This is a genomic window from Klebsiella sp. GB_Kp047 (genome assembly GCF_040065235.1).
Classification (GTDB): Bacteria; Pseudomonadota; Gammaproteobacteria; order Enterobacterales; family Enterobacteriaceae; genus Klebsiella; species Klebsiella quasipneumoniae.
The window spans coordinates 213,516-232,525 of record NZ_JBEAJG010000001.1 but is presented as its reverse complement, the minus strand read 5'-3'; the positions used below and the strand labels follow the sequence as shown (position 1 = coordinate 232,525).

Annotated in this window: 18 protein-coding genes; 10 read left to right on the top strand and 8 right to left on the bottom strand. The window is 59.9% G+C overall.

Annotated features, from left to right (window positions below; all coding sequences use genetic code 11):
- Nucleotides 1–63: 63 nt before the first annotated feature.
- Nucleotides 64–210 carry a hypothetical protein gene (locus tag ABLV76_RS01145; RefSeq protein WP_032425919.1) on the top strand — a complete coding sequence of 49 codons (147 nt, stop codon included), beginning with the start codon at nucleotides 64–66 and terminating at the stop codon, nucleotides 208–210.
- A 51-nt stretch (nucleotides 211–261) separates the two neighbouring features.
- Here the strand turns inward: ABLV76_RS01145 and pflB are convergent, their stop codons facing one another.
- The 5 genes from pflB to tdcA all read right to left on the bottom strand — a co-directional run bounded on the left by pflB (nucleotide 262) and on the right by tdcA (nucleotide 7,200).
- A complete protein-coding gene (gene pflB, locus ABLV76_RS01140; protein WP_017899864.1) occupies nucleotides 262–2,556 on the bottom strand; it encodes a formate C-acetyltransferase in 2,295 nt (764 codons plus the stop codon).
- Between the two features lie 29 nt (nucleotides 2,557–2,585).
- Nucleotides 2,586–3,794: a propionate kinase gene (gene tdcD, locus ABLV76_RS01135; RefSeq protein ID WP_017899865.1), complete on the bottom strand. Its 1,209-nt coding sequence runs from the start codon at nucleotides 3,792–3,794 to the stop codon at nucleotides 2,586–2,588.
- A gap of 27 nt (nucleotides 3,795–3,821) precedes the next feature.
- Nucleotides 3,822–5,153: a threonine/serine transporter TdcC gene (gene tdcC / locus ABLV76_RS01130; RefSeq protein WP_004203264.1), complete on the bottom strand. Its 1,332-nt coding sequence runs from the start codon at nucleotides 5,151–5,153 to the stop codon at nucleotides 3,822–3,824.
- Nucleotides 5,154–5,178: 25 nt separating this feature from the next.
- Entirely contained in the window at nucleotides 5,179–6,168 is a 990-nt protein-coding gene (tdcB, locus tag ABLV76_RS01125; RefSeq protein WP_004203265.1) for a bifunctional threonine ammonia-lyase/L-serine ammonia-lyase TdcB, read from the bottom strand.
- Nucleotides 6,169–6,261: 93 nt separating this feature from the next.
- The gene (tdcA, locus tag ABLV76_RS01120) at nucleotides 6,262–7,200 is read right to left on the bottom strand and encodes a transcriptional regulator TdcA (protein WP_004203266.1); all 939 of its coding nucleotides are present in this window, start codon (nucleotides 7,198–7,200) and stop codon (nucleotides 6,262–6,264) included.
- A 197-nt stretch (nucleotides 7,201–7,397) separates the two neighbouring features.
- On the opposite strand from tdcA, the gene ABLV76_RS01115 reads away from it, so the two are divergent.
- The 6 genes from ABLV76_RS01115 to ABLV76_RS01090 all read left to right on the top strand — a co-directional run bounded on the left by ABLV76_RS01115 (nucleotide 7,398) and on the right by ABLV76_RS01090 (nucleotide 12,698).
- The gene (locus ABLV76_RS01115; protein WP_032447029.1) at nucleotides 7,398–7,520 is read left to right on the top strand and encodes a hypothetical protein; all 123 of its coding nucleotides are present in this window, start codon (nucleotides 7,398–7,400) and stop codon (nucleotides 7,518–7,520) included.
- Between the two features lie 437 nt (nucleotides 7,521–7,957).
- A complete protein-coding gene (locus ABLV76_RS01110; RefSeq protein WP_017899866.1) occupies nucleotides 7,958–9,046 on the top strand; it encodes an ABC transporter ATP-binding protein in 1,089 nt (362 codons plus the stop codon).
- On the top strand, nucleotides 9,039–9,668 hold the full coding sequence (locus tag ABLV76_RS01105; protein WP_004203268.1) for an ABC transporter permease subunit: 630 nt from the start codon (nucleotides 9,039–9,041) through the stop codon (nucleotides 9,666–9,668). Before ABLV76_RS01110 ends, ABLV76_RS01105 begins: the two co-directional genes overlap by 8 nt.
- Nucleotides 9,668–10,336, top strand: coding sequence for an ABC transporter permease (locus tag ABLV76_RS01100; protein ID WP_004203269.1), 669 nt, complete (start codon nucleotides 9,668–9,670; stop codon nucleotides 10,334–10,336). The genes ABLV76_RS01105 and ABLV76_RS01100 overlap by 1 nt, the downstream gene beginning before the upstream one ends.
- Nucleotides 10,337–10,396: 60 nt before the next feature.
- Nucleotides 10,397–11,296 (top strand): ABC transporter substrate-binding protein, encoded by a 900-nt coding sequence (locus tag ABLV76_RS01095; RefSeq protein ID WP_032456285.1) that lies wholly within the window; start codon nucleotides 10,397–10,399, stop codon nucleotides 11,294–11,296.
- On the top strand, nucleotides 11,274–12,698 hold the full coding sequence (locus ABLV76_RS01090) for an LLM class flavin-dependent oxidoreductase (protein WP_306052944.1): 1,425 nt from the start codon (nucleotides 11,274–11,276) through the stop codon (nucleotides 12,696–12,698). Before ABLV76_RS01095 ends, ABLV76_RS01090 begins: the two co-directional genes overlap by 23 nt.
- A 47-nt stretch (nucleotides 12,699–12,745) precedes the next feature.
- Here ABLV76_RS01090 and ABLV76_RS01085 read toward each other — a convergent pair whose 3' ends face one another.
- The 3 genes from ABLV76_RS01085 to ABLV76_RS01075 form a co-directional block, all read right to left on the bottom strand.
- Entirely contained in the window at nucleotides 12,746–13,546 is an 801-nt protein-coding gene (locus ABLV76_RS01085; RefSeq protein WP_348878136.1) for a PhnD/SsuA/transferrin family substrate-binding protein, read from the bottom strand.
- Complete coding sequence (locus ABLV76_RS01080) at nucleotides 13,539–14,519, bottom strand: fatty acid desaturase (RefSeq protein ID WP_348878135.1); 981 nt, start codon at nucleotides 14,517–14,519, stop codon at nucleotides 13,539–13,541. The genes ABLV76_RS01085 and ABLV76_RS01080 overlap by 8 nt, the downstream gene beginning before the upstream one ends.
- A 74-nt stretch (nucleotides 14,520–14,593) precedes the next feature.
- The gene (locus tag ABLV76_RS01075; protein ID WP_004203282.1) at nucleotides 14,594–15,802 is read right to left on the bottom strand and encodes an ROK family transcriptional regulator; all 1,209 of its coding nucleotides are present in this window, start codon (nucleotides 15,800–15,802) and stop codon (nucleotides 14,594–14,596) included.
- A 214-nt stretch (nucleotides 15,803–16,016) separates the two neighbouring features.
- Between ABLV76_RS01075 and ABLV76_RS01070 the strand changes: the two genes are divergently transcribed.
- The 3 genes from ABLV76_RS01070 to ABLV76_RS01060 are packed head-to-tail and all read left to right on the top strand — an operon-like array spanning nucleotide 16,017 to nucleotide 19,008.
- Entirely contained in the window at nucleotides 16,017–17,261 is a 1,245-nt protein-coding gene (locus ABLV76_RS01070) for an extracellular solute-binding protein (protein ID WP_017899870.1), read from the top strand.
- A 9-nt stretch (nucleotides 17,262–17,270) separates the two neighbouring features.
- Complete coding sequence (locus tag ABLV76_RS01065) at nucleotides 17,271–18,179, top strand: sugar ABC transporter permease (protein ID WP_017899871.1); 909 nt, start codon at nucleotides 17,271–17,273, stop codon at nucleotides 18,177–18,179.
- A complete protein-coding gene (locus tag ABLV76_RS01060) occupies nucleotides 18,169–19,008 on the top strand; it encodes a carbohydrate ABC transporter permease (RefSeq protein ID WP_004203287.1) in 840 nt (279 codons plus the stop codon). The genes ABLV76_RS01065 and ABLV76_RS01060 overlap by 11 nt, the downstream gene beginning before the upstream one ends.
- Nucleotides 19,009–19,010: the final 2 nt, after the last annotated feature.

Below are 19,010 nucleotides of genomic sequence, written 5' to 3'. Positions count from 1 at the left end.
CACGCGACGGCAACCCGTGCCGCATCCGGCAAGGGCGCATTCCCTTTCAGGTCAGGAGATTGGTTGCCATCACGTGGCGAGCCGGACAACGCGGTATCCGTACCGGCCCGTGAGCTAAACATAGATGCAGTTAGCGCTCGCTGCGCGCCAGCGTGGTGCAAAAATGCGAATATGATCAACAGTGGTGATTATTTTGTTGCGGTAATGTGAAGATGATAACAGGAGAGCCCGTTAAGGGCTCCCCTGTGGCCCGGCGGCCGCTCAGAGTTGGCTGGTGAACGTTCGGGAGATCACATCCTGCTGCTGCTCGCGGGTCAGCGCGTTAAAGCGGACCGCATAGCCAGAGACCCTGATCGTCAGATTCGGATACTGCTCCGGATGTTCTATCGCATCGAGCAGCTTTTCCCGGTTCAGCACATTGACGTTGAGATGCTGTCCCCCCTCCACCGTCTCCTCGTGATGGAAGTAGCCGTCCAGCAGCCCCACCAGGTTATTTTCCTGCGCCGACGGCGCTTTGCCGAGGGCCGCCGGCACGATGGAGAAGGTGTACGAGATGCCATCTTTGGCGTAGGTAAACGGCAGTTTCGCCACCGAGGTCAGCGACGCCACCGCCCCTTTGCGATCGCGGCCATGCATCGGATTGGCCCCCGGGGCGAACGGCGTCCCCGCCCGACGTCCGTCCGGCGTGTTGCCGGTTTTCTGCCCGTACACCACGTTGGAGGTGATGGTCAGGATCGACTGGGTCGGCACCGCCTGGCGCCAGGTGGGCAGCGCCTGAATTTTGCGCATAAAGCGCTCCACCAGGTCGCAGGCGATGGCATCGACGCGATCGTCGTTGTTGCCATACTGCGGATAATCCCCCTCAATGACAAAGTCCACCGCCAGCCCGTGATGGTCGCGTACCGGCTTCACCCGGGCGTACTTTATTGCCGACAGCGAATCCGCCGCCACCGACAGGCCGGCGATGCCACAGGCCATCGTGCGGTAAACGTCGCGGTCGTGGAGGGCCATCAGCGCCGCCTCGTAGCTGTATTTATCATGCATGCAGTGGATGATGTTCAGCGCGCTGATGTACTGCACCGCCAGCCAGTCCATAAAGTGGTCGAGGCTGGCCATCACGGTGTCGTAGTCCAGCACCTCATCGCGCAGCGGCGCGGTTTTCGGCCCCACCTGGATCTTCAGTTTCTCATCCATCCCGCCGTTAATTGCGTAGAGCAACGTTTTGGCCAAATTGGCGCGGGCGCCGAAGAATTGCATCTGCTTGCCGATGACCATCGGGCTGACGCAGCAGGCGATGGCGTAGTCGTCGCTGTGGAAATCGCTGCGCATCAGATCGTCGTTCTCATACTGCAGCGACGAGGTGGCGATAGAGACCCGGGCGGCGTATTTTTTAAACGCCACCGGCAGCGCCTGCGACCAGAGCACGGTCAGGTTGGGCTCCGGCGCCGGGCCCATGGTGTGCAGGGTATGCAGATAGCGGAAGGTGGTTTTGCTGACCAGGGTGCGACCATCCAGCCCCATGCCGCCCAGCACTTCCGTCGCCCAGATGGGATCCCCGGAGAACAGCGAATCAAATTCCGGGGTGCGCAGGAAACGCACCATGCGGATCTTCATGATGAAGTGGTCAATCAGCTCCTGGGCCTGCTCCTCATTCAGTAAGCCGGCGCGCAGATCGCGTTCAATATAGATGTCGAGGAAGGTGGCCGTGCGCCCCAGCGACATGGCGCCGCCGTTCTGCGACTTCACTGCCGCCAGGTAGGCGAAGTAGAGCCACTGTACCGCCTCACGGGCAGTGCGCGCCGGGTGGGAAATATCGCAGCCGTAGCGGGCCGCCATCTCCTCCATCTGCAGCAGCGCGCGCCGCTGTTCGGCCAGCTCTTCGCGCAGGCGCAGGGTGGCCTCCAGCGCCTCGCCGCGCTCCAGGGCTGGCTGCAGGTCGGCAAACTGCAGCTCACGTTCGCGGACCAGAAAGCGAATGCCGTACAGCGCCACGCGGCGGTAATCGCCGATGATCCGTCCGCGACCGTAGCCGTCCGGCAGCCCGGTCAGCACCCCGGATTTACGGCAGCGCAGCATATCCGGGGAATAGACGTCAAAAACGCCCTGATTGTGGGTCTTGCGCAGCGCCGTAAACTGATACTCAAAGTCAGGATCCATTTCGCGACCATAGGCCTCGAAGGCGCTTTTGATCATATTGATGCCGCCAAAGGGATGCAGAGCGCGCTTCAGCGGCTGGTCCGTTTGCAGGCCGACGATCTTTTCCAGCGGCTGGTTGATATAGCCCGCCGCGTGGGCGGTGATGGAGGTAGCGACATTGGTGTCGAAATCCACCGGCGCATGGGTGGCGTTCTCGACGCGGATCCCGGCCATCACTTGCTCCCAGAGGGCAGTGGTGGCCGGCGTCGCGTCGGCGAGGAAAGACTCATCGCCCTCGTAAGGGGTGTAGTTATGCTGAATAAAGTCGCGAACGTTAATCTGCGTTTGCCACGCCGTACCGCGAAAGCCCTGCCAGGCGTCGGCGTATTGTGCGTCGTGGGTGTCGATATCTACTTTCATGAACATCGTCTCTCTACAGAATAAAAAAATCAGGCCAGCGCCGCCGCGGTGTGGATCCGGCCTAAGCGGATCGCATCGAGGGCAATCATGCGCTCTTCATTGGTGGGGATAACCGCACAGCGCACCCGGCTGCCGTCGGCGGAGATCAGACGCTCACCGTCCGAATTGGGCTGCTGGTTGCGGGCGGCGTCCATCTCAAGGCCAAAGACCGCCAGCCGCTCGCTTACCAGCCGGCGGATTAGCACCGAGTTTTCGCCAATCCCGCCGGTAAAAATAATGCCGTCGAGACGCTGCAGCGCGGCGGCGTGGCCGGCGATATGGCGGGCGATGCGATGGACGAAGGTTTTGATCGCCAGGCGGGCGCGGGCATGGCCCTCATGCCAGGCCTGCTCCAGCACCCGCAGGTCGGAGGAAAGGCCGGAGATCCCCAGCAGGCCGGAGGCGGTGTTGGCCACCCGCTCCAGGTCACTGAGGGTCTGCCGGGTTTCCGCGGCAATCCACGCCATGGCGCCGAAGTCGACATCGCCGCTGCGGGTGCCCATCATCAGCCCCTCCAGCGGCGTCATCCCCATCGAGGTGTCTACGCTGCGGCCGTTGCGCACTGCGCAGACCGAGGCGCCATTGCCCAGGTGGGCGATCACCAGACCACTCTCCTGCTCCGGCAACCCGAGCAGCGCCAGGGCGCGCCGGGAGACATAGCGGTGCGAGGTGCCGTGGAAGCCATAGCGGCGCACCCCGAGGTTCTGGTAATACTCCCACGGCAGACCATAGAGAAAGGCTTCCGGGGCCAGGGTCTGGTGAAAGCTGGTATCAAAGACCGCCACCTGCATCACCTCCGGGAACAGCCGCTGCGCCGAGGCGATGCCGCTGAGGCTGGCGTAGTTATGCAGGGGGGCCAGGGACGACACCTGGCGAATATTGTCGATAACCTCCTCGCTGATAATGACCGACTCGGTGAAGAGGTCGCCGCCGTGGGCGACGCGGTGGCCAATCAGGGCCACGCTGCCGATGAGGTCGCGTTGGGCTAATGCCCCGGCAATCGCCTGGAGGGCGCCTTCGTAGCCGCGCGGCGCCAGCGCCACCGGTTTGCCGCCGTTAAGCGAGAGAGACGCCTGGTCTGCGTTGATGCCCTCGGCCACGCCGTTGAGCAGGCAGTCGCAGCTGGCGGCGTCCAGCACGGAAAATTTGATCGACGACGAGCCGCAGTTGATCACCAGAACTACCGGAAATTCAGTCATGTTGTACTCCGCGTGGCCTGAGCCGGATTAGAACAGTTTGTAAACGATGTTGAGGATGGTCAGCAGACCAATAGCGGTCACAAAGAGGTTGTCGAGACGGCCACGGTATTTGGCCAGCGAAGGCGCTTTACGAATGGCGTACATCGGCAGCAGACACAGCAGCGAGGCGATAATCGGCGCGCCCATGGCCTCAATCAGGTCGAGGATATTGGGGTTGGCATACGCCACCACCCAGGTCGAGCCCATGATGAACACCATGCTCAGGGTATTGAGCTTGCCGCTGGAGACGCGGGTTTTATCCCCTTTATAGCCGAAGCGCAGGATCAGCCCGTTCAGCCCCTCGAGGGTGCCGAGATAGTGGCCGAAGAACGATTTGAAGATGGCCACCAGGGCGATAATCGACGCGCCATATTCCAGCAGGGTGGCAAAGGTGGATTTAGTGCCCGACATCGAGGCAAAGTGATTCGCCAGATAGGAGAGCACCGGGATATTCTGCGCCTTGGCGTCCGCCATGTTCTGCGGCGAGAGGGTAAACAGGCAGCTGAAGGCGAAGAACATCACCACCGCCACCATCAGCATGCTGGCCCGGGAGATAATCTGCGAACATTTTTGTTCGGTGTACTCCCGGCCAAACTGCGCTTCATACTCTTCGCGTTTGGAGACCACAAACGAGGAGACGATCGGCGAGAAGTTGAAGGAGAACACCATAATGGAGATGCCCAGCCATACTGTCACCAGAATGCCGTCATGACCGGTTAAGGCGATATCGCTGAGGTTCACCTGGTCAATCACCGCGCTATTCCAGTAAGGGATCAGAGACAGGGAGATCACCACCAGGCTGGCGATAAACGGCCACACCAGATAGCTCATCACCTTGACCATCAGGTCTTTACCAAACCAGATGACAAACGCCATCAGCAGCAGCAGGAGCAGCGCCACCACCCCGCGGTTGAGGGCCGGCATCTGTAGCTGGTTCTCCCAGAAGGTCATGAAGGTATTGGTGATCGTGACGCCATAAATCCACAGCAGCGGGCAGATGGCGAAGAAGTACAGAAAGGTGATCACCACCCCGCCGGTTTTGCCAAAATGCTCTTCCACCGTTTCGGTGATATTGCCGGAGGGGTTAGCCCCCGACAGGCACAGCCGCGCCAGCGCCCGATGGCAATAGAAGGCAATGGGATAGGCCAGCACCAGCATCACCAGGATCGGGATCAGCCCGCCGAAGCCGGCGCGGATGGGGAAAAACAGTACCCCGGCGCCGATAGCGGTGCCAAACAGGCCCAGGGTCCAGGTGGTGTCAGATTTACGCCAGGACGAAAGGCTTGTCTGGCTGGATGCAATGCTCTCAGTCGTACTCATATCCTGTCCTCACTTCTGTATTGAATTAAGCGTCAACAAAACCCGTAATTTGCGAGACCCGCGAGAGATCGATATTGCCGCCGGAAATCAGGCTGACCGTTTTGCGGTTCTGGATATAGCTGTCTAATTTGCCGCTTAATAACGCGGCGCAGGCCAAGGCCCCGGCCCCTTCGGTGATCACTTTATTGCGCTGAATTAAGGCGACCATGCTCTGGCGAATGTCGTCCTCACTGACGAGGACGATGTCATCCACCAGCTGGCGGGCGATTTCATAGGTCAGTTTCCCCGGGCGGGCGACATCGCAGCCATCGGCTAAAGTGCCGGCGTGGCGATGGCTGGTGATCTCTCCGGCGTACCAGGAGGCGGCCATACCGTGAACATTCTCCGACTGCACGCCGATAATACGGATCGTCGGGTTAATGGATTTAATCGCAATCGCGATGCCGGCAATTAAGCCACCGCCGCCAATCGGCACGATGACATTATCCACGTCATACAGATCTTCTAATATTTCGAGACCGATGGTGCCCTGCCCGGCAATAACCTGCGGGTCGTCATAGGGGGGAATAAAAATACGGCCTTCAAGTTCAACAATATCGCTGGCTTTGGCGAGGGTATCGTTAAAATTATCGCCATGCAGCACCACCTCCGCCGAATAATCGCAGGTGGCGGCGACTTTCGATTTCGGCGCCCCTTTCGGCATCACCACTTTCCCGTCAATGCCGAGCATGGCGCAGGAGAGCGAGACGCCCTGGGCGTGGTTGCCCGCTGAGCAGGCCACCACCCCTTTGCGTTTTTCCGCCGCGGTTAACCCGCTGAGCTTATTAAAGGCGCCGCGAATTTTAAATGAGCCCGTGCGCTGCATATTTTCGAATTTAAGAAATATTTCCCCCTTGCAGCGTTCGCTAAAATAATTCGAGCGCGGCATACCCGTTTTATATATCTTTCCTGCCAGGCGTTGTTTCGCTTCGAGAATATCGTTAATCGATACCGGAAGATCGTAGGTAATATGCATGATGGCCTCTGTTTCTTAAGATAAAGTCAATAACCGGGCGTCATCCTGCTGATAACAGCGAGGATGGGTGTTGGGTTATTTAATAACTATCAGTCAGGCAATTTCTATTGGCTGCCAGTGGCGGTTGCCCTGCCCCGATGAATACTGTTTCGCCATCTCCACCAGCGACGCCGCCGCGGTTTTCAGCCGGTAATTTTTCGACCACACCGCCGCATAGCGCGCCACCGGCAAGGCCTCTTTAATGGGGATGGTGACAAACTGGCTCGAGCCGAACGGCGTGGTCATGTCGCAGGGAATGACCGTCAGAAAATCGGCATTGAGCACCAGGTTATAGATCGTCACCACCGAATCGGTATTGACGATATTTTCGCGGCGGATGCCGCTGCGCTGCAGGGTGGTCAGCAGTTCGCTGTAGTAACCCATATTGGTCTCCGGCAGCACCCACTGCTCGTGCTGGAGCGAGGCCAGGCGGACGGTGCCGTTGCCGATCCGCGCCCGGTTCGCCACCAACACAAACTCAGACTCAAACAGCGGCTCGACGTGCAGGTCCTGCAGCTTCATCTCATCGCTCAGCGTCCCGATGGCGAAGTCGAGGCGGCCGTCGCGGATTGCCGGCAAAAAGGCGGAGAGCTGCGCCTCATACATTGAGACCCGCGCCTTGGGGAAGGTCATTTTGAACTGATGCACCATCTCCGACATAAAGGTAAACCCCACCAGCGAGGGGAAACCAAAGGAGACATCCACTACCGTGCTGTTGGTCAGGGCATTCATTTCATTGACCATATTTTTCATTTCACGGGTGATTGTCTCTGACCAGTTAAGAAATACCTGCCCGGCCTCGGTGAGCGAGACGCCGGTATTTCGCCGAACGATTAACTCGCTGCCAAAATAGCTTTCCATGTCGCCAATGATTTTACTGACCGCCGGCTGAGTGAGTCCTAACGCTTTTGCTCCAGCCCCGATTGACCCGCTGCGGATCACTTCCTGGAAAACCACCAGATGCTGAGTTTTAGGCAGAGAAAAAGTATTCATCACGTCTCGCTTTCATTCCTTTGTTGACGGCGGAAAGTGTAACAAATCGCGATCACCGGGTTATGTGAGAGCTCTCACAAAGGCTCCGCCGCGGCGGATGAGCAAGAGTCACAAGTCAGAATAAATAAATTAAAATCAATACATTAAAAGCATCATGAACGCTATTTGCACGCCTTTTGTCGTGACCGAATGCGGGGATAAAAATAATTGATGGCAATAACATCGACGGCAGAATGGCGATAAAAAACACGCCTTTTGCACGCTATTTAACCAACGCTGTCAGGGTGAGAAGAGAGCCGAAAATTAAATTAATGCTGTAAAGAATAAAAAGCAGACGTAATCAACGCCCTTATTTAACGACAAGTCGGTTTGGCATCACATTTTATCTGCGGCGGGCGGGAAAAGGGCACAGGCATTATTTACATCAAAGAAACATTATATTCACAATTTAGTTTTTCTTGTGCGGCGGACGGTACGGCTTTTTCCGCCCTATCGCAGGCGGTCATACTTTGATTAAAATCAACCCTGGTAATTTATTTTTTACGGTGGCCGCTTGAGAGTCATTTGTGTTGCCGATCACAAATCCATAAAACAACCTTCCGGCTTTTCTTCCACCGCAACTGATTAACCAGCTTTTCACTATGCAAATGCAAATAACGTATTTGCCCTCCCCGCAGGCGCTCTGTAGTTTGAGCCAGGATCCCGGCGCTACTTTATCCGGGTCAGGACTTTATTATTCAGAGTGTTGAATTCCACCATGATTAAATTAACGCATCTTTGCAAAACCTACCCAGGCAGCGCCCAGCCGGCCATTCGCAACCTCAGTCTGGATATTGATCATGGCGAATTCTGCACCTTCGTCGGCCCGAGCGGCTGCGGAAAAACGACTATCCTGCGCATGATTAACCAGCTGGATATTCCCGACAGCGGCGACGTCTATATTCAGGGCGTCCGCCTCGCTGACGCTGATATTATCCAGGTCCGCCGCCAGATCGGCTTCGTGATGCAAAGCGCCGCGCTCTTTCCCCATCGTACCGTGGCGCAAAATATCGCCACCGTACCGCGGCTGGCGGGCTGGAGCAAAGCGCGGATCCGCGCGCGCATTGACGAACTGGTGGCGCTGATGTCGCTCGACAGCCATCTGCTGCACCGCTATCCGCATCAGCTCTCCGGCGGCCAGCAGGGACGCGTAGCCATCGCCCGCGCCATCGCCGCCGATCCGCCGATTTTACTGATGGATGAGCCCTTCGCCGCCATCGACCCGGTGGTCCGTGAACGCCTCCAGGACGAGCTGTTGCTGTTGCAGCAGCGGCTGCAGAAAACCATTGTACTGGTGACCCACGACATCAATGAAGCGATCCGTCTCGGCGATAAAATCGCCATTTTCCAGGAAGGCGGCGTGCTGGCGCAGTTTGATACCCCCGACCGTATTCTGGCCCACCCGGCAAGCGAGTTCGTGCGCCGCTTTATTGGTCCGGAACCCAATCTGAAGCGGCTGGGCATGATACAGGTCGGCCAGCTGCCGCGTCACGATGTCCCCCTGCTCGACGAAGCGCTAACGCCGATCGCCAGCGCCCATCCACCGCTGGCCAGCCCGCTGCGCCTGGTGCTTGACCGCCAGCGACGCCCGCTGCACTGGTTTGATCCGCTGCGAGGTCTCACCCTGCCGGTGGAGCGCCCGCTCGCCAGCAGCCACAGCCTGCGTTTTGCCTATAGCGCGCTGCTCGACGTGGCGACCGGCGTGCTGGTGCATGTGGATGGCGAAGGACAATACCAGGGGGCGGTGTCTCACGCCCTGCTGCAGCAAGTGCTCGACGGCGCGGTGGGAGTGAGACCTCATGATTGACTGGGGCTGGGTTATCGATAACCGCGCGATGATCGGCGATCTCCTCTGGCAGCATGCGCGGATGGTCCTGCTGGCGCTACTTTTCGGCTCCCTGCTCACCGGCGGCCTGTTAGCCATTACCCTGCGCTGGCCCGCGACGGCGCAGCCGCTCATCACCCTTTGCGGCGTGCTGTTTACCATTCCCTCGCTGGCGCTCTTTATTTTATTACTGCCGTTTACCGGGCTGTCGCTGACTACCTCGCTGATTGGCCTGACGCTGTACTCGTTGCTGATCCTGTTGCGCAACATGCTGGCCGGCATAGAAAAGCTGCCACAGGCGGCGCTGGAGTCGGCGCGGGCGCTCGGCTACACCCGGGGATTCCGCTTCTTCGATATCGAGCTGTGGCTGCTGCTGCCCTCCTTGTTTGCCGGGCTGCGCATTGCCTCGGTAACGCTGGTCGGCCTGGTCACCGTCACCGCGCTGATCGGCCAGGGCGGGCTGGGACAGCTGCTGCTGGCGGGTTTTAATCAGGACTTTCTGACGCCGATTATCGTCAGCCTGGTCCTGAGCCTGCTGCTGTCGCTGGTCTTTGACGGGCTGATCGCCCGTCTCGGCGACTGGCTAACGCCGTGGACGAAATGATGACACTGCTTCTCGCCACCTTTCACTGGTTGACCCAGCCGGAGCACTGGCTGGGCGACGAGGGCATCCTGCTGCGCCTGGGCCAACACCTTTATTACGTGCTGGTCAGCATGGCCGTGGCCTGCGCCATTGCCCTGCCGCTTGGTATCGCCCTGGGCTACTGGCGCAAAGGCGCCTTCGTGGTGATCAACCTGTTTAATCTTGGCCGCGCCATCCCTTCGTTAGGGCTGATTTTATTATGCATCATCGTTTTTGGCTTTAACGATATCCCGGTGCTGGCGGCGCTTATCGCGCTTTCTATTCCGCCGATTCTCACTAACACCTGGGTGGGGATTTATCACGCCGACCGCCCGCTGTGCGATGCGGCCATCGCGCTGGGCATGACCCCCTGGCAAAGCCTGTGGCAGGTGCGGATCCCGCTGGCGGCGCCGCTGATCCTCGCCGGAGTGCGCACCGCGCTGGTTCAGCTTATCGCCACGGCGGTGGTCGCAGCCTATGCCGGTCTGGGCGGGTTGGGACGATTTCTGATCGACGGACTCGGGCAACGGGATATCCCGCAGGTGATCGGCGGCTCGCTGGTGGTTTCCCTGCTGGCGATAGGCGGCGAACTGCTTTTCGCCCGCTGCGCCGGCCGCCTGGTTCATCGCCGTATTGCCGCGCCTTATTAGCGTGACACTGACATGACCCCAGCGCCTGGCGCTGATTAACCTGAAAATAAAAGAGGTATTATGAAGCAATTATTTGGCAAGGCCGTCACCGCCCGTCGATTTCGTCTCTCGTTGTTGGCCGCCGGGCTGTTCAGCCTGAGCGTTTACACCTATGCCGCCAGCGTCACGGTGGGCGGGGCCAACTTTACCGAAAGTTCCATTCTCGCCAACATCTACGCCAGCGCGCTAAAGAAAAATCATATCGAGGCCAACACCCGTCTCAACCTCGGCAACCGGGAAATTATTATTCCGGCGCTGCAGAGCGGTGAGATCGATATCGTTCCGGAATATCTTGGCGCCCTGCTCAATTTCTATAACGGCAAAACCGAGGCCACCAGCCAGCAGGACGTCAGCGCTGAGTTGGCTCAGGTCCTGCCTGCCGATTTCACTCTGTTGAACCCGGCCCCGGCCACCTCGATCACCGCCTGGGCGGTACGTGCCGAGACCGCGGAGAAATACCATCTGCGCACCCTCTCCGACCTGAAGCCCGTCGCCCCGCAGCTGGTGATCGGCGGACCGCCGGAGCTGGCGGTACGCGCCCTGGGCCTGCCGGGGCTGAAACGCGTCTATGGTCTTGAGTTCAAAGCGGTGAAATCGCTGGACATGGGCGGGCCGCTGACCCGGCTGGCGCTCAATTCGGGCAAAATCGATGTCGCGACGGTCGTCTCCACCCAGGGCAATCTGGCGAAGGAGAAATGGGTGGTTCTGGAAGATGATAAACATGAGCAACCGAGTCAGAACGTGGTGCCGCTGGTGCGCAAAGCCAGTCTGACGCCGGAGATCGGCGCCGTGCTCAATGAGGTCTCCGGCAAACTGGACAATGCCACGCTGATTGCCCTCAACCAGCAGGTAGATCTTCAGCATAAAGATCCAGCGGCCGTCGCCGACCAGTGGGTTAATGCCAACCTATCCCAACACTGACCTTCACTCCGCCACGGATGGCGTTCAGCCGCGAGTCCACGCTATGTCTACCCGACACATGATCCTGAACCTGTTCTTTTATAACCCACAGGGGGATTACCGTTTCTCCTGGCGTCACCCTGACGCGCCTGAAGCGGACATATTTACCCTCAACTATTACGCCAGTCTGGCGCGCAAGGCCGAAGCGGCGACCCTTGACGCTATCTTTGTCGCCGACCATATCGCGGTGTGGGATACGGTGCCCAGCGGCCTGACCCACTACGCCAACGCCCGGCTTGAACCCCTGACGCTGCTCTCAGCCCTCGCCGCGGTGACGGAGCATATCGGCCTGATGGCCACCGCGTCCACCTCCTATAACGAACCCTATAACCTGGCTCGCTACTTTGCCTCGCTGGATTTCCTCAGCAATGGCCGGGCAAGCTGGAATGTGGTCACGTCGTGGCTGGAAGAAGAAGCAGCAAACTTCGGTCTGGAGCAGCTTCCCCGCCACGGCACGCGCTACCAGCGGGCCAATGAATTCATCGACGTGGTCACTCGTCTGTGGGATTCCTGGGAAGATGGCGCGGCGATCTTCGATAAAGCGCGCGGATTATTTGCCGATGCCGACAAGGTGCATCATCTCGAGTATCAGGGCGAGTACTTTCGCGTGCGCGGCCCGCTCAACGTCCCTCGCCCGCCGCAGGGCCATCCACTGCTGGTGCAGGCCGGCTCTTCGGAAGCAGGGAAAGCGCTGGCCGCCGCCTGGTCCGATATGCACTTCGTGTTTATTCACTCGATCGCCGAGGGGCTGGCCTATCGCGAAGAGATGAATCAGCGGCTGCGCCAGCACGGGCGCGATCCGGCCCATTTCAAAATCATCGCCGGGGTCCTGCCGGTGGTGGTGAACTCCGACGAGGAGAAGGCGGCCCGCCAGCAGCTTAACGAGCAGCTGATGAGCGACCAGATGGCTATCGATCTGCTCTCCTCTTATCTTCGAATGGATCTCAGCGCCCTGCCGAGGGACCAGCCCCTGCCGCCGCTCCCTGATGAAGAGAGCTTTGACGGCATCCGTACCGCGCTGAAGCTTATCCGCCAGTACGATCCGCGCCTCACTCTGCTGGAGTTGGGGAAGTTGTTATTACAGAGTTCTGATAGCTGGCTGCTGCTGGGCAGCGCCGAGGAGATTGCCGCCACCTTAACGGAGACCTGGCAGGCGGGCGCCGCCGATGGGTTCAACCTGATGTTCCCGCTGCTGCCGGGAGACTTTGACCGCTTTGTTGACCAGGTGGTGCCGCTTCTGCAGCGTAACGGCGTCATGCGTGACCGCTATCCGCCCGGCACTCTGCGTGAAAAGCTCGGTCTGCCGGCGGTGGCAAACCGCTTCACCGCCCCTTCCCGCCCCGCGTTACCGCCGACGCCGTAGTCTGCCATGGCCCGCCCCGGCGCAGATCGCTGGCCGGGGCATTTTACCTATAGCTGGCTGACGCCCTGCGCCGCGGCCTCATCCCGCCACGCCAGCAGCGGAGCATAGGCCTCCCGCGACATATCGCTATAGCCGCAGATCAGCAAGGCGTCGCACAGGGGACGATAGCGCGCATCGCTCACTAACTGCTGGAGCGCTTCGCGCAGGCTGTTCAGCGTCGCCGCCGGGGTGGCGCCGGCAGTGATCAGCGGCAGCCCTGGCGCGTCCGGGCTCCAGCCGATCGCCACCAGTCCTGCCAGGGCCTGCGGCTGATGTCGCTGCAGCAGAGCGTAGGTCACACAGTCGATGGCGGCGATATCGGCGTTTTCCTGCTGCAGCTCGCGCAACGATTGCCGATGGCTGCCGCTAAACACCACAGCCGAAAAAAATCGCCCCTCCCGCGAGAGCGGCGCGACCATTTTGCGCAGCACGTTGTAGCCGGACTGCGAGTGCTCGGCATTGCACACGGCCCGGCGGCCAAAAAAGTCAGCCAGCATCCGGTGACTATCCGCTTCGCGGACCACCAGCAGGCTGCGGTAGCGGCGCCCTTCGCAACCGGGCGCGGCGTAGTGGAAGCAGCCCACCGTCTGCACCTCCGGCAGCTGGGTCACCAGCGGATAGCCACAGGTCTGACTCAGCAACAGCCTCGGCTGGCGCCAGTGGGCCAGCAGATCCTCGGGGTCATCCGCCGGCGGGTCCCCCGCCACCATCACGCCGCGTTCGGCCAGCAGCGACTGTACCGCCTGCCACAGAGCCTGGGTTTGTTGACGGTGGATGGCATACATCGGAAAGGTCATGCGTTCAGCCATGTTCTCCTCCCGCCTGCTCGCCAAAGCCCGGATGGGCGTTCACCGCCACCGCCCGGCGGCTAAAATGGCGTCGCCACTCACCGTACCCACGCACCAGGAACCCCTGATTACGCTGCAGATAGGCCGTCTGGCGATGCAGATACAGCTGACGTAAAGCGTACCAGGGAACCCCTGGCAGGTCATGATGCACCGCATGGTAGTTGAGATTGAGGAACAGCACTCGCCAGGGGAGCCCGGCCTCGTTGATCACCGAGCGGGCCAGCGGGTCATCCGCGGCCCGGTGTTCGAGAAAAGAGCGCACTTTGGTCAGGGCCAGCGCCGGGTAGCTCACCGCCAGCACAAACCACAGCGGGGAAAAACCCTGCGCCGCCATCCAGGCCAGCAGGCCCGTCAGCAGCAACAGATGCAGGCTCCACATGGCGATGGCGCGGTGGTCGCCCTCGCGGAAAGCCCGCAGCGCGCTGCGCAGGGTGTGAACGATATCCATCAGCGGCGCCAGCAGCAGACGCCCCCAGAAGGTATTGCGCAGGTGGATAAGGCGGCGTTGCCAGGCTGAGAAGCGCTGCCAGCTTTCCGCGGTCACGTAGTACGATTCGGGATCATCCTCGGGGTGCGTCAGCAGATGGTTGCGATGGTGCGCCAGATGGCTGTCGCGATAGACGCCATAGGGATACCAGACCGCCAGCGGCAGCGTCCCCAGCAGCTGGTTAAACCATGCCAGCCGGGTGGGATGCCCATGGATCAGCTCATGCTGTAAGGACATATACCAGGCGGTAAACCAGATCAGCAGCAGCGTGGCCGGAAACAGGCCCAGCGTCCGCCAGCCCGCCACGCAGGCAAACCAGCCGCCGTAAACCGTCACCAACAGCAGCCAGGTCGGCAGCTCGCTGCGCCACAGCCAGCTGCGCGCCAGCTGGCGGATCAGGATGTGCTGTTGGTCATCCACATAGACAGCCGTCTTCTTTTCCGTCACTTCCGATACCTTGCCGTGTTGCCTCGTTCCCTCCGAAGATGTGAGATAACACGTTAAATAACAAAGTATTTAATTTACTTAGCTTTGCCAAAAAGCGCGTTTGTATTTACCGCTTTCATCAACACCTGAAACTGCGGATTAAATTCGTCAAAGATCGGCAGCGCAGCGGCGCCCAGCGCGGCGGTATCAGTGCCGGTCATCCCCATTTTGACACGCTGGGCCGGCAGGTAACGCCCGCGGACGGACTGATACAGCGGCGGCAGACGCGCCAGCACTCTCTCCAGCAGCGGGGCGGGCATCATGCCGCCCACCACTACCGTCTCGGCATCGAAGACGCACTCCAGCAAATTGATCGCCTGACGCAACGGCGCCAGGATGCTGGTGATCCACTGGTCGAAAAGCGCAGCGTCCACCGACAGCAGATCCTCCGGCAGGGCGCGATAGGGATCGAGGCCGCAAAACTCATAGGCCGCCTGCAGGGAAACATAGCGCTCAAGACATCCCTCATTCCCGCAATAGCAAGGGCGACCATTCGGCGCGACCACAATATGCCCGACCTCGCCGGCGTTATGAGCATGGCCGGTATACACATGACCATCGGTAAAAATTCCGGCGCCAAGACCAGTGCCTATGTAGAGATAGACAAAGGAGTTGAGCTGCCGCGCCACGCCGTGAAAGCGTTCGCCAATGGCGGCCACCGTGGCGTCGTTTTCGAGGGTCACCGGCAGGCCGCTCAGTCGCCCGAGCTCCGCTGCTACGTCTACCCCTTCCCAGCCGTTAAGCGTCGTGGGTCCCGTCGACGAAATCCCTTCCACGCCAAAGGGCCCCGGCATCACAACCCCCATCCCCAGCACCCGCGACCAGTCCAGCGCCGGCAGCGCACGGATCTCATCCAGCACCTCAGCGAGGCGGGCAAAGGTCGCACCAGGCTGGGGCTTTTGCACCAGAATGAGTCGGCGAAAATGGACCTCGCCAGTCAGATCCACCAGCACCACAATCAGCGTCTGATGATCAAGATGGATGCCAATCGACCAGGCGCTGGCGGGATTGAGGCTCACCGGCACCGCTGGCTGTCCCCGGCCGCTGGCGCGCCGCGGTTGGTGGCTGGTCAGGAGATCCATCTGCTCCAGCTCCGCCACAATATTCGACACGGTCTGAGGGGTCAGCGCGGTCAGCCGCGCCAGCTCGGCGCGGGTCAGCTCGCCATGTAAACGCACCGCCTCAATGATCACCCGGCGGTTATGCACCCGGGCATGTTCAAGGTTTGTACCTGATGTTTTCATCGTTTCCCTTCCAGGCTGGACTGGTGAAATTTTAGCCGGCATCACAGATCTGACAACGACCCGCGCAGGCGAGCCTTCGCGATGGCATACCCTTTGCTACGCTTAGTCCCAGGGCCACTCGGGAGATGTTGCCGATAGTGTCGCCCTGATTAAATCAATCAAATTGATTTAATAAATCATAACCCCTTTCAGTACAGCACAGCGGAGAGCAAAGATGAAATACCACAGCGCACTACGGGTCAACGCCTGTCTGCTGGCGATGCTCGTTATCAGTGGGAGCGTCAGCGCAGCGACCCAGATTAATGCCCTGTTTATGACCCAGGCGGCCTATAGCGAAAACGACATTCGCGCGATGACCAGCGATTTCGAAAAGCAACATCCTGATGTGAAGGTCAACCTCGAATTCGTTCCCTACGAAGCGCTGCACGACAAGATCGTCGCCGCCCGCGGCGCGGGGGGTAACGGCTACGACGTGGTGCTGTTCGACGCGATCTGGCCGGCGGAGTTTAGCCGCTTCGATCTGCTGCAGGATGTCTCTTCACGAATTGCCCCAGACGAGCGTGAGAAGATTTTCCCCGGGGCGATGAATACCGTGGTGTATCAAGGCAAAACCCTCGGCATGCCGTGGATCCTCGACACCAAATATCTGTACTACAACAAAGCCATGCTGGACAAAGCAGGGATCAAAACGCCGCCAGTCAGCTGGCAGCAGGTGATGGACGACGCTAAAGTGCTTAAGGACAAAGGGATCGTTAAATATCCGCTGGTGTGGAGCTGGTCGCAAGCGGAAGCGCTGGTCTGTGATTACACCACCCTCGTCTCCGGCTTCGGCGGGAGCTTCTACCAGAACGGCAAGCTCGATTTTTCGACGCCCGCCTCGCTGAAAGCGGTCACGCTGATGAAAACCTCGCTCGATCAGGGGCTGAGCAACCCGGCATCACGTGAATACCTTGAGGAGGATGTGCGTAAGGCTTTCTCCAATGGCGACGCCGCCTTTGCGCTCAACTGGACCTATATGTACAACATGGCCAACGATCCGAAACAGAGTAAAGTCGCAGGTGATGTTGGCATTGTCCCCGCCCCAGGCGATACCCCGGATAAACCCGGCGCTGTCAACGGTTCAATGGGACTGGGCATCGCCAAAGCCAGTCAGCATTCGGAAGAGGCCTGGCAGTATATTCACTACCTCACCTCCCAGCCGGTACAGGACAAGTATGCCAAACTGAGCCTGCCGGTATGGAAAGCCTCGTACCAGGATCCTGCCGTTGCCAAAGGCCAGGAGAGCCTGATCGCCGCCGCCGACAAGTCGTTGAACGTGATGCTCTCTCGCCCCGAAACGGCAGATTACTCGCGCCTGTCAAACACCCTGCAACAGCAGCTTCAATCGGTACTGCAGGGTAAAGCCACGCCCGACGTCGCCCTCAAGGCGGTCGACACCAGCGCGGCCCGTCTGCGTTAAGGAGGCGTGATGCTGAGTCTGCAACGACGCGAGCATCGTCAGGCATGGGTGCTGTTAGCGCCCATGCTTATCGCGATGTTTATCCTCACTGCGTGGCCGCTGGCGCGCACCCTGTGGCTGAGTTTCACTGATACTGCGCTGGCGGGAAGCGGCGAGGCGACCCACTACGTCTGGCTGGATAATTATCTTTATGCCCTGACCGACCCGGACTTTCGCGCCGCCTTCGCGCGAACGCTCTATTTCACCGTGGTCTCGGTGGCGATTGAGGGGGCGATCGGCGTACTGGTGGCGCTGTTGTTGAATCAGCGTTTTGTCGGGCGTAATGTCCTGCGGGTGCTGGTGATCCTGCCGTGGGCGTTGCCGACGATCGTCAACGCCATGATGTGGCGGCTTAACTTTAATCCCGACTACGGCAGCGTTAACGCCCTGCTCAGCCAGCTGGGGCTGATTGACAGCTATCGCAGCTGGCTGGGCTCGCCGGATTCTGCGCTGCACGCGGTGATGCTGGCGGATATCTGGAAAAACTACCCGCTGGTCACTCTGCTGGTGCTGGCCGCGCTGCAGTCCGTCCCCGACGATCTATACGAGGCGGCGCGGCTCGACGGCGCCTCCGCCTGGCGGCGCTTTCGCGCCATTACCTTTCCGGCCATTGTGGGCCCTCTTGGCGTCGCGCTGGTGCTACGCACCATCGATGCCTTCAAAGTGTTCGACATTATCTATGTTATGACCCGCGGCGGCCCGCTGGACAGCACCAAAACGCTGAGCTTTTTTGTCTATCAGGAGTCATTCAGCTATCTGCGCGCCGGCAGCGGCGCGGCCTACGCCATGCTGATGAGCCTGATGTGCGCCGTACTGATCGCCCTGTATCTGTTTTTGCTGCTGCGTCAGCGGCGCCGGAGTATTGATGATGAAGCGTAAAGGGTACATCGTGCTGCGTTACATGGCGGCGCTGGCGGTGGCGGTCTCGATCCTCGCCCCGATGCTGTGGCTATTTTTGATGAGCGTCAGCACCACCGCGGACCTCACCCGCGTCCCGCTGGCGTGGATCCCGCGGCAGTGGGACTTTAGCCGCTATGGCCATCTGCTGTCGCTGGCCCCTGGCGAACCCGGGGCGCTGTTTCTCCCCGCGCTGGGCAACAGCGTGCTGGTGGCCGCTGGCGCGACGCTGGTCTCGTTGTTGCTGGCGATCCCCGCCGCCTTCAGCTTTTCTCGCTACCCCGGACGCGACGGCTGGCTGTACGCCGGCCTCGGCATCTATATGGTGCCGCCCGTAGCCTTTGTGCTGCCGCTCTATTTTATTCTCGAACACTTTGGCCTGCTCAACACCCGAAGCGGACTGGTGCTGGTCTATTGCTCGCTGATCGTGCCGTTTCTGACGTGGATGGTAAAAAACCAGTTCGATACCCTACCGCAGGATATCGAACAGGCGGCACGGCTTGACGGTCTGCGCATCTGGCAAGTCTTGCTGCGCATCACCCTGCCGCTGGCGAAACCGATGCTTGGCGCCGCCGCGCTGTTCGGTTGGCTGCTGGCGTGGGATGAGTTTTTCTATGCGCTACTGTTTACCAGCAACCTCGCCGCCCAAACGCTGCCGGTGACCATCGCCGGCTTCACCGCCGGCCGCGCCACCGATGACGGACTGGTGGCGGCGGTAGGCATACTCGCCTCAGTCCCTCCGCTGCTGATTGCAATCTGGTTGCAAAAATCGCTGGTCAGTGGCCTCACCAACGGGGGAAGTAAAGGATAACT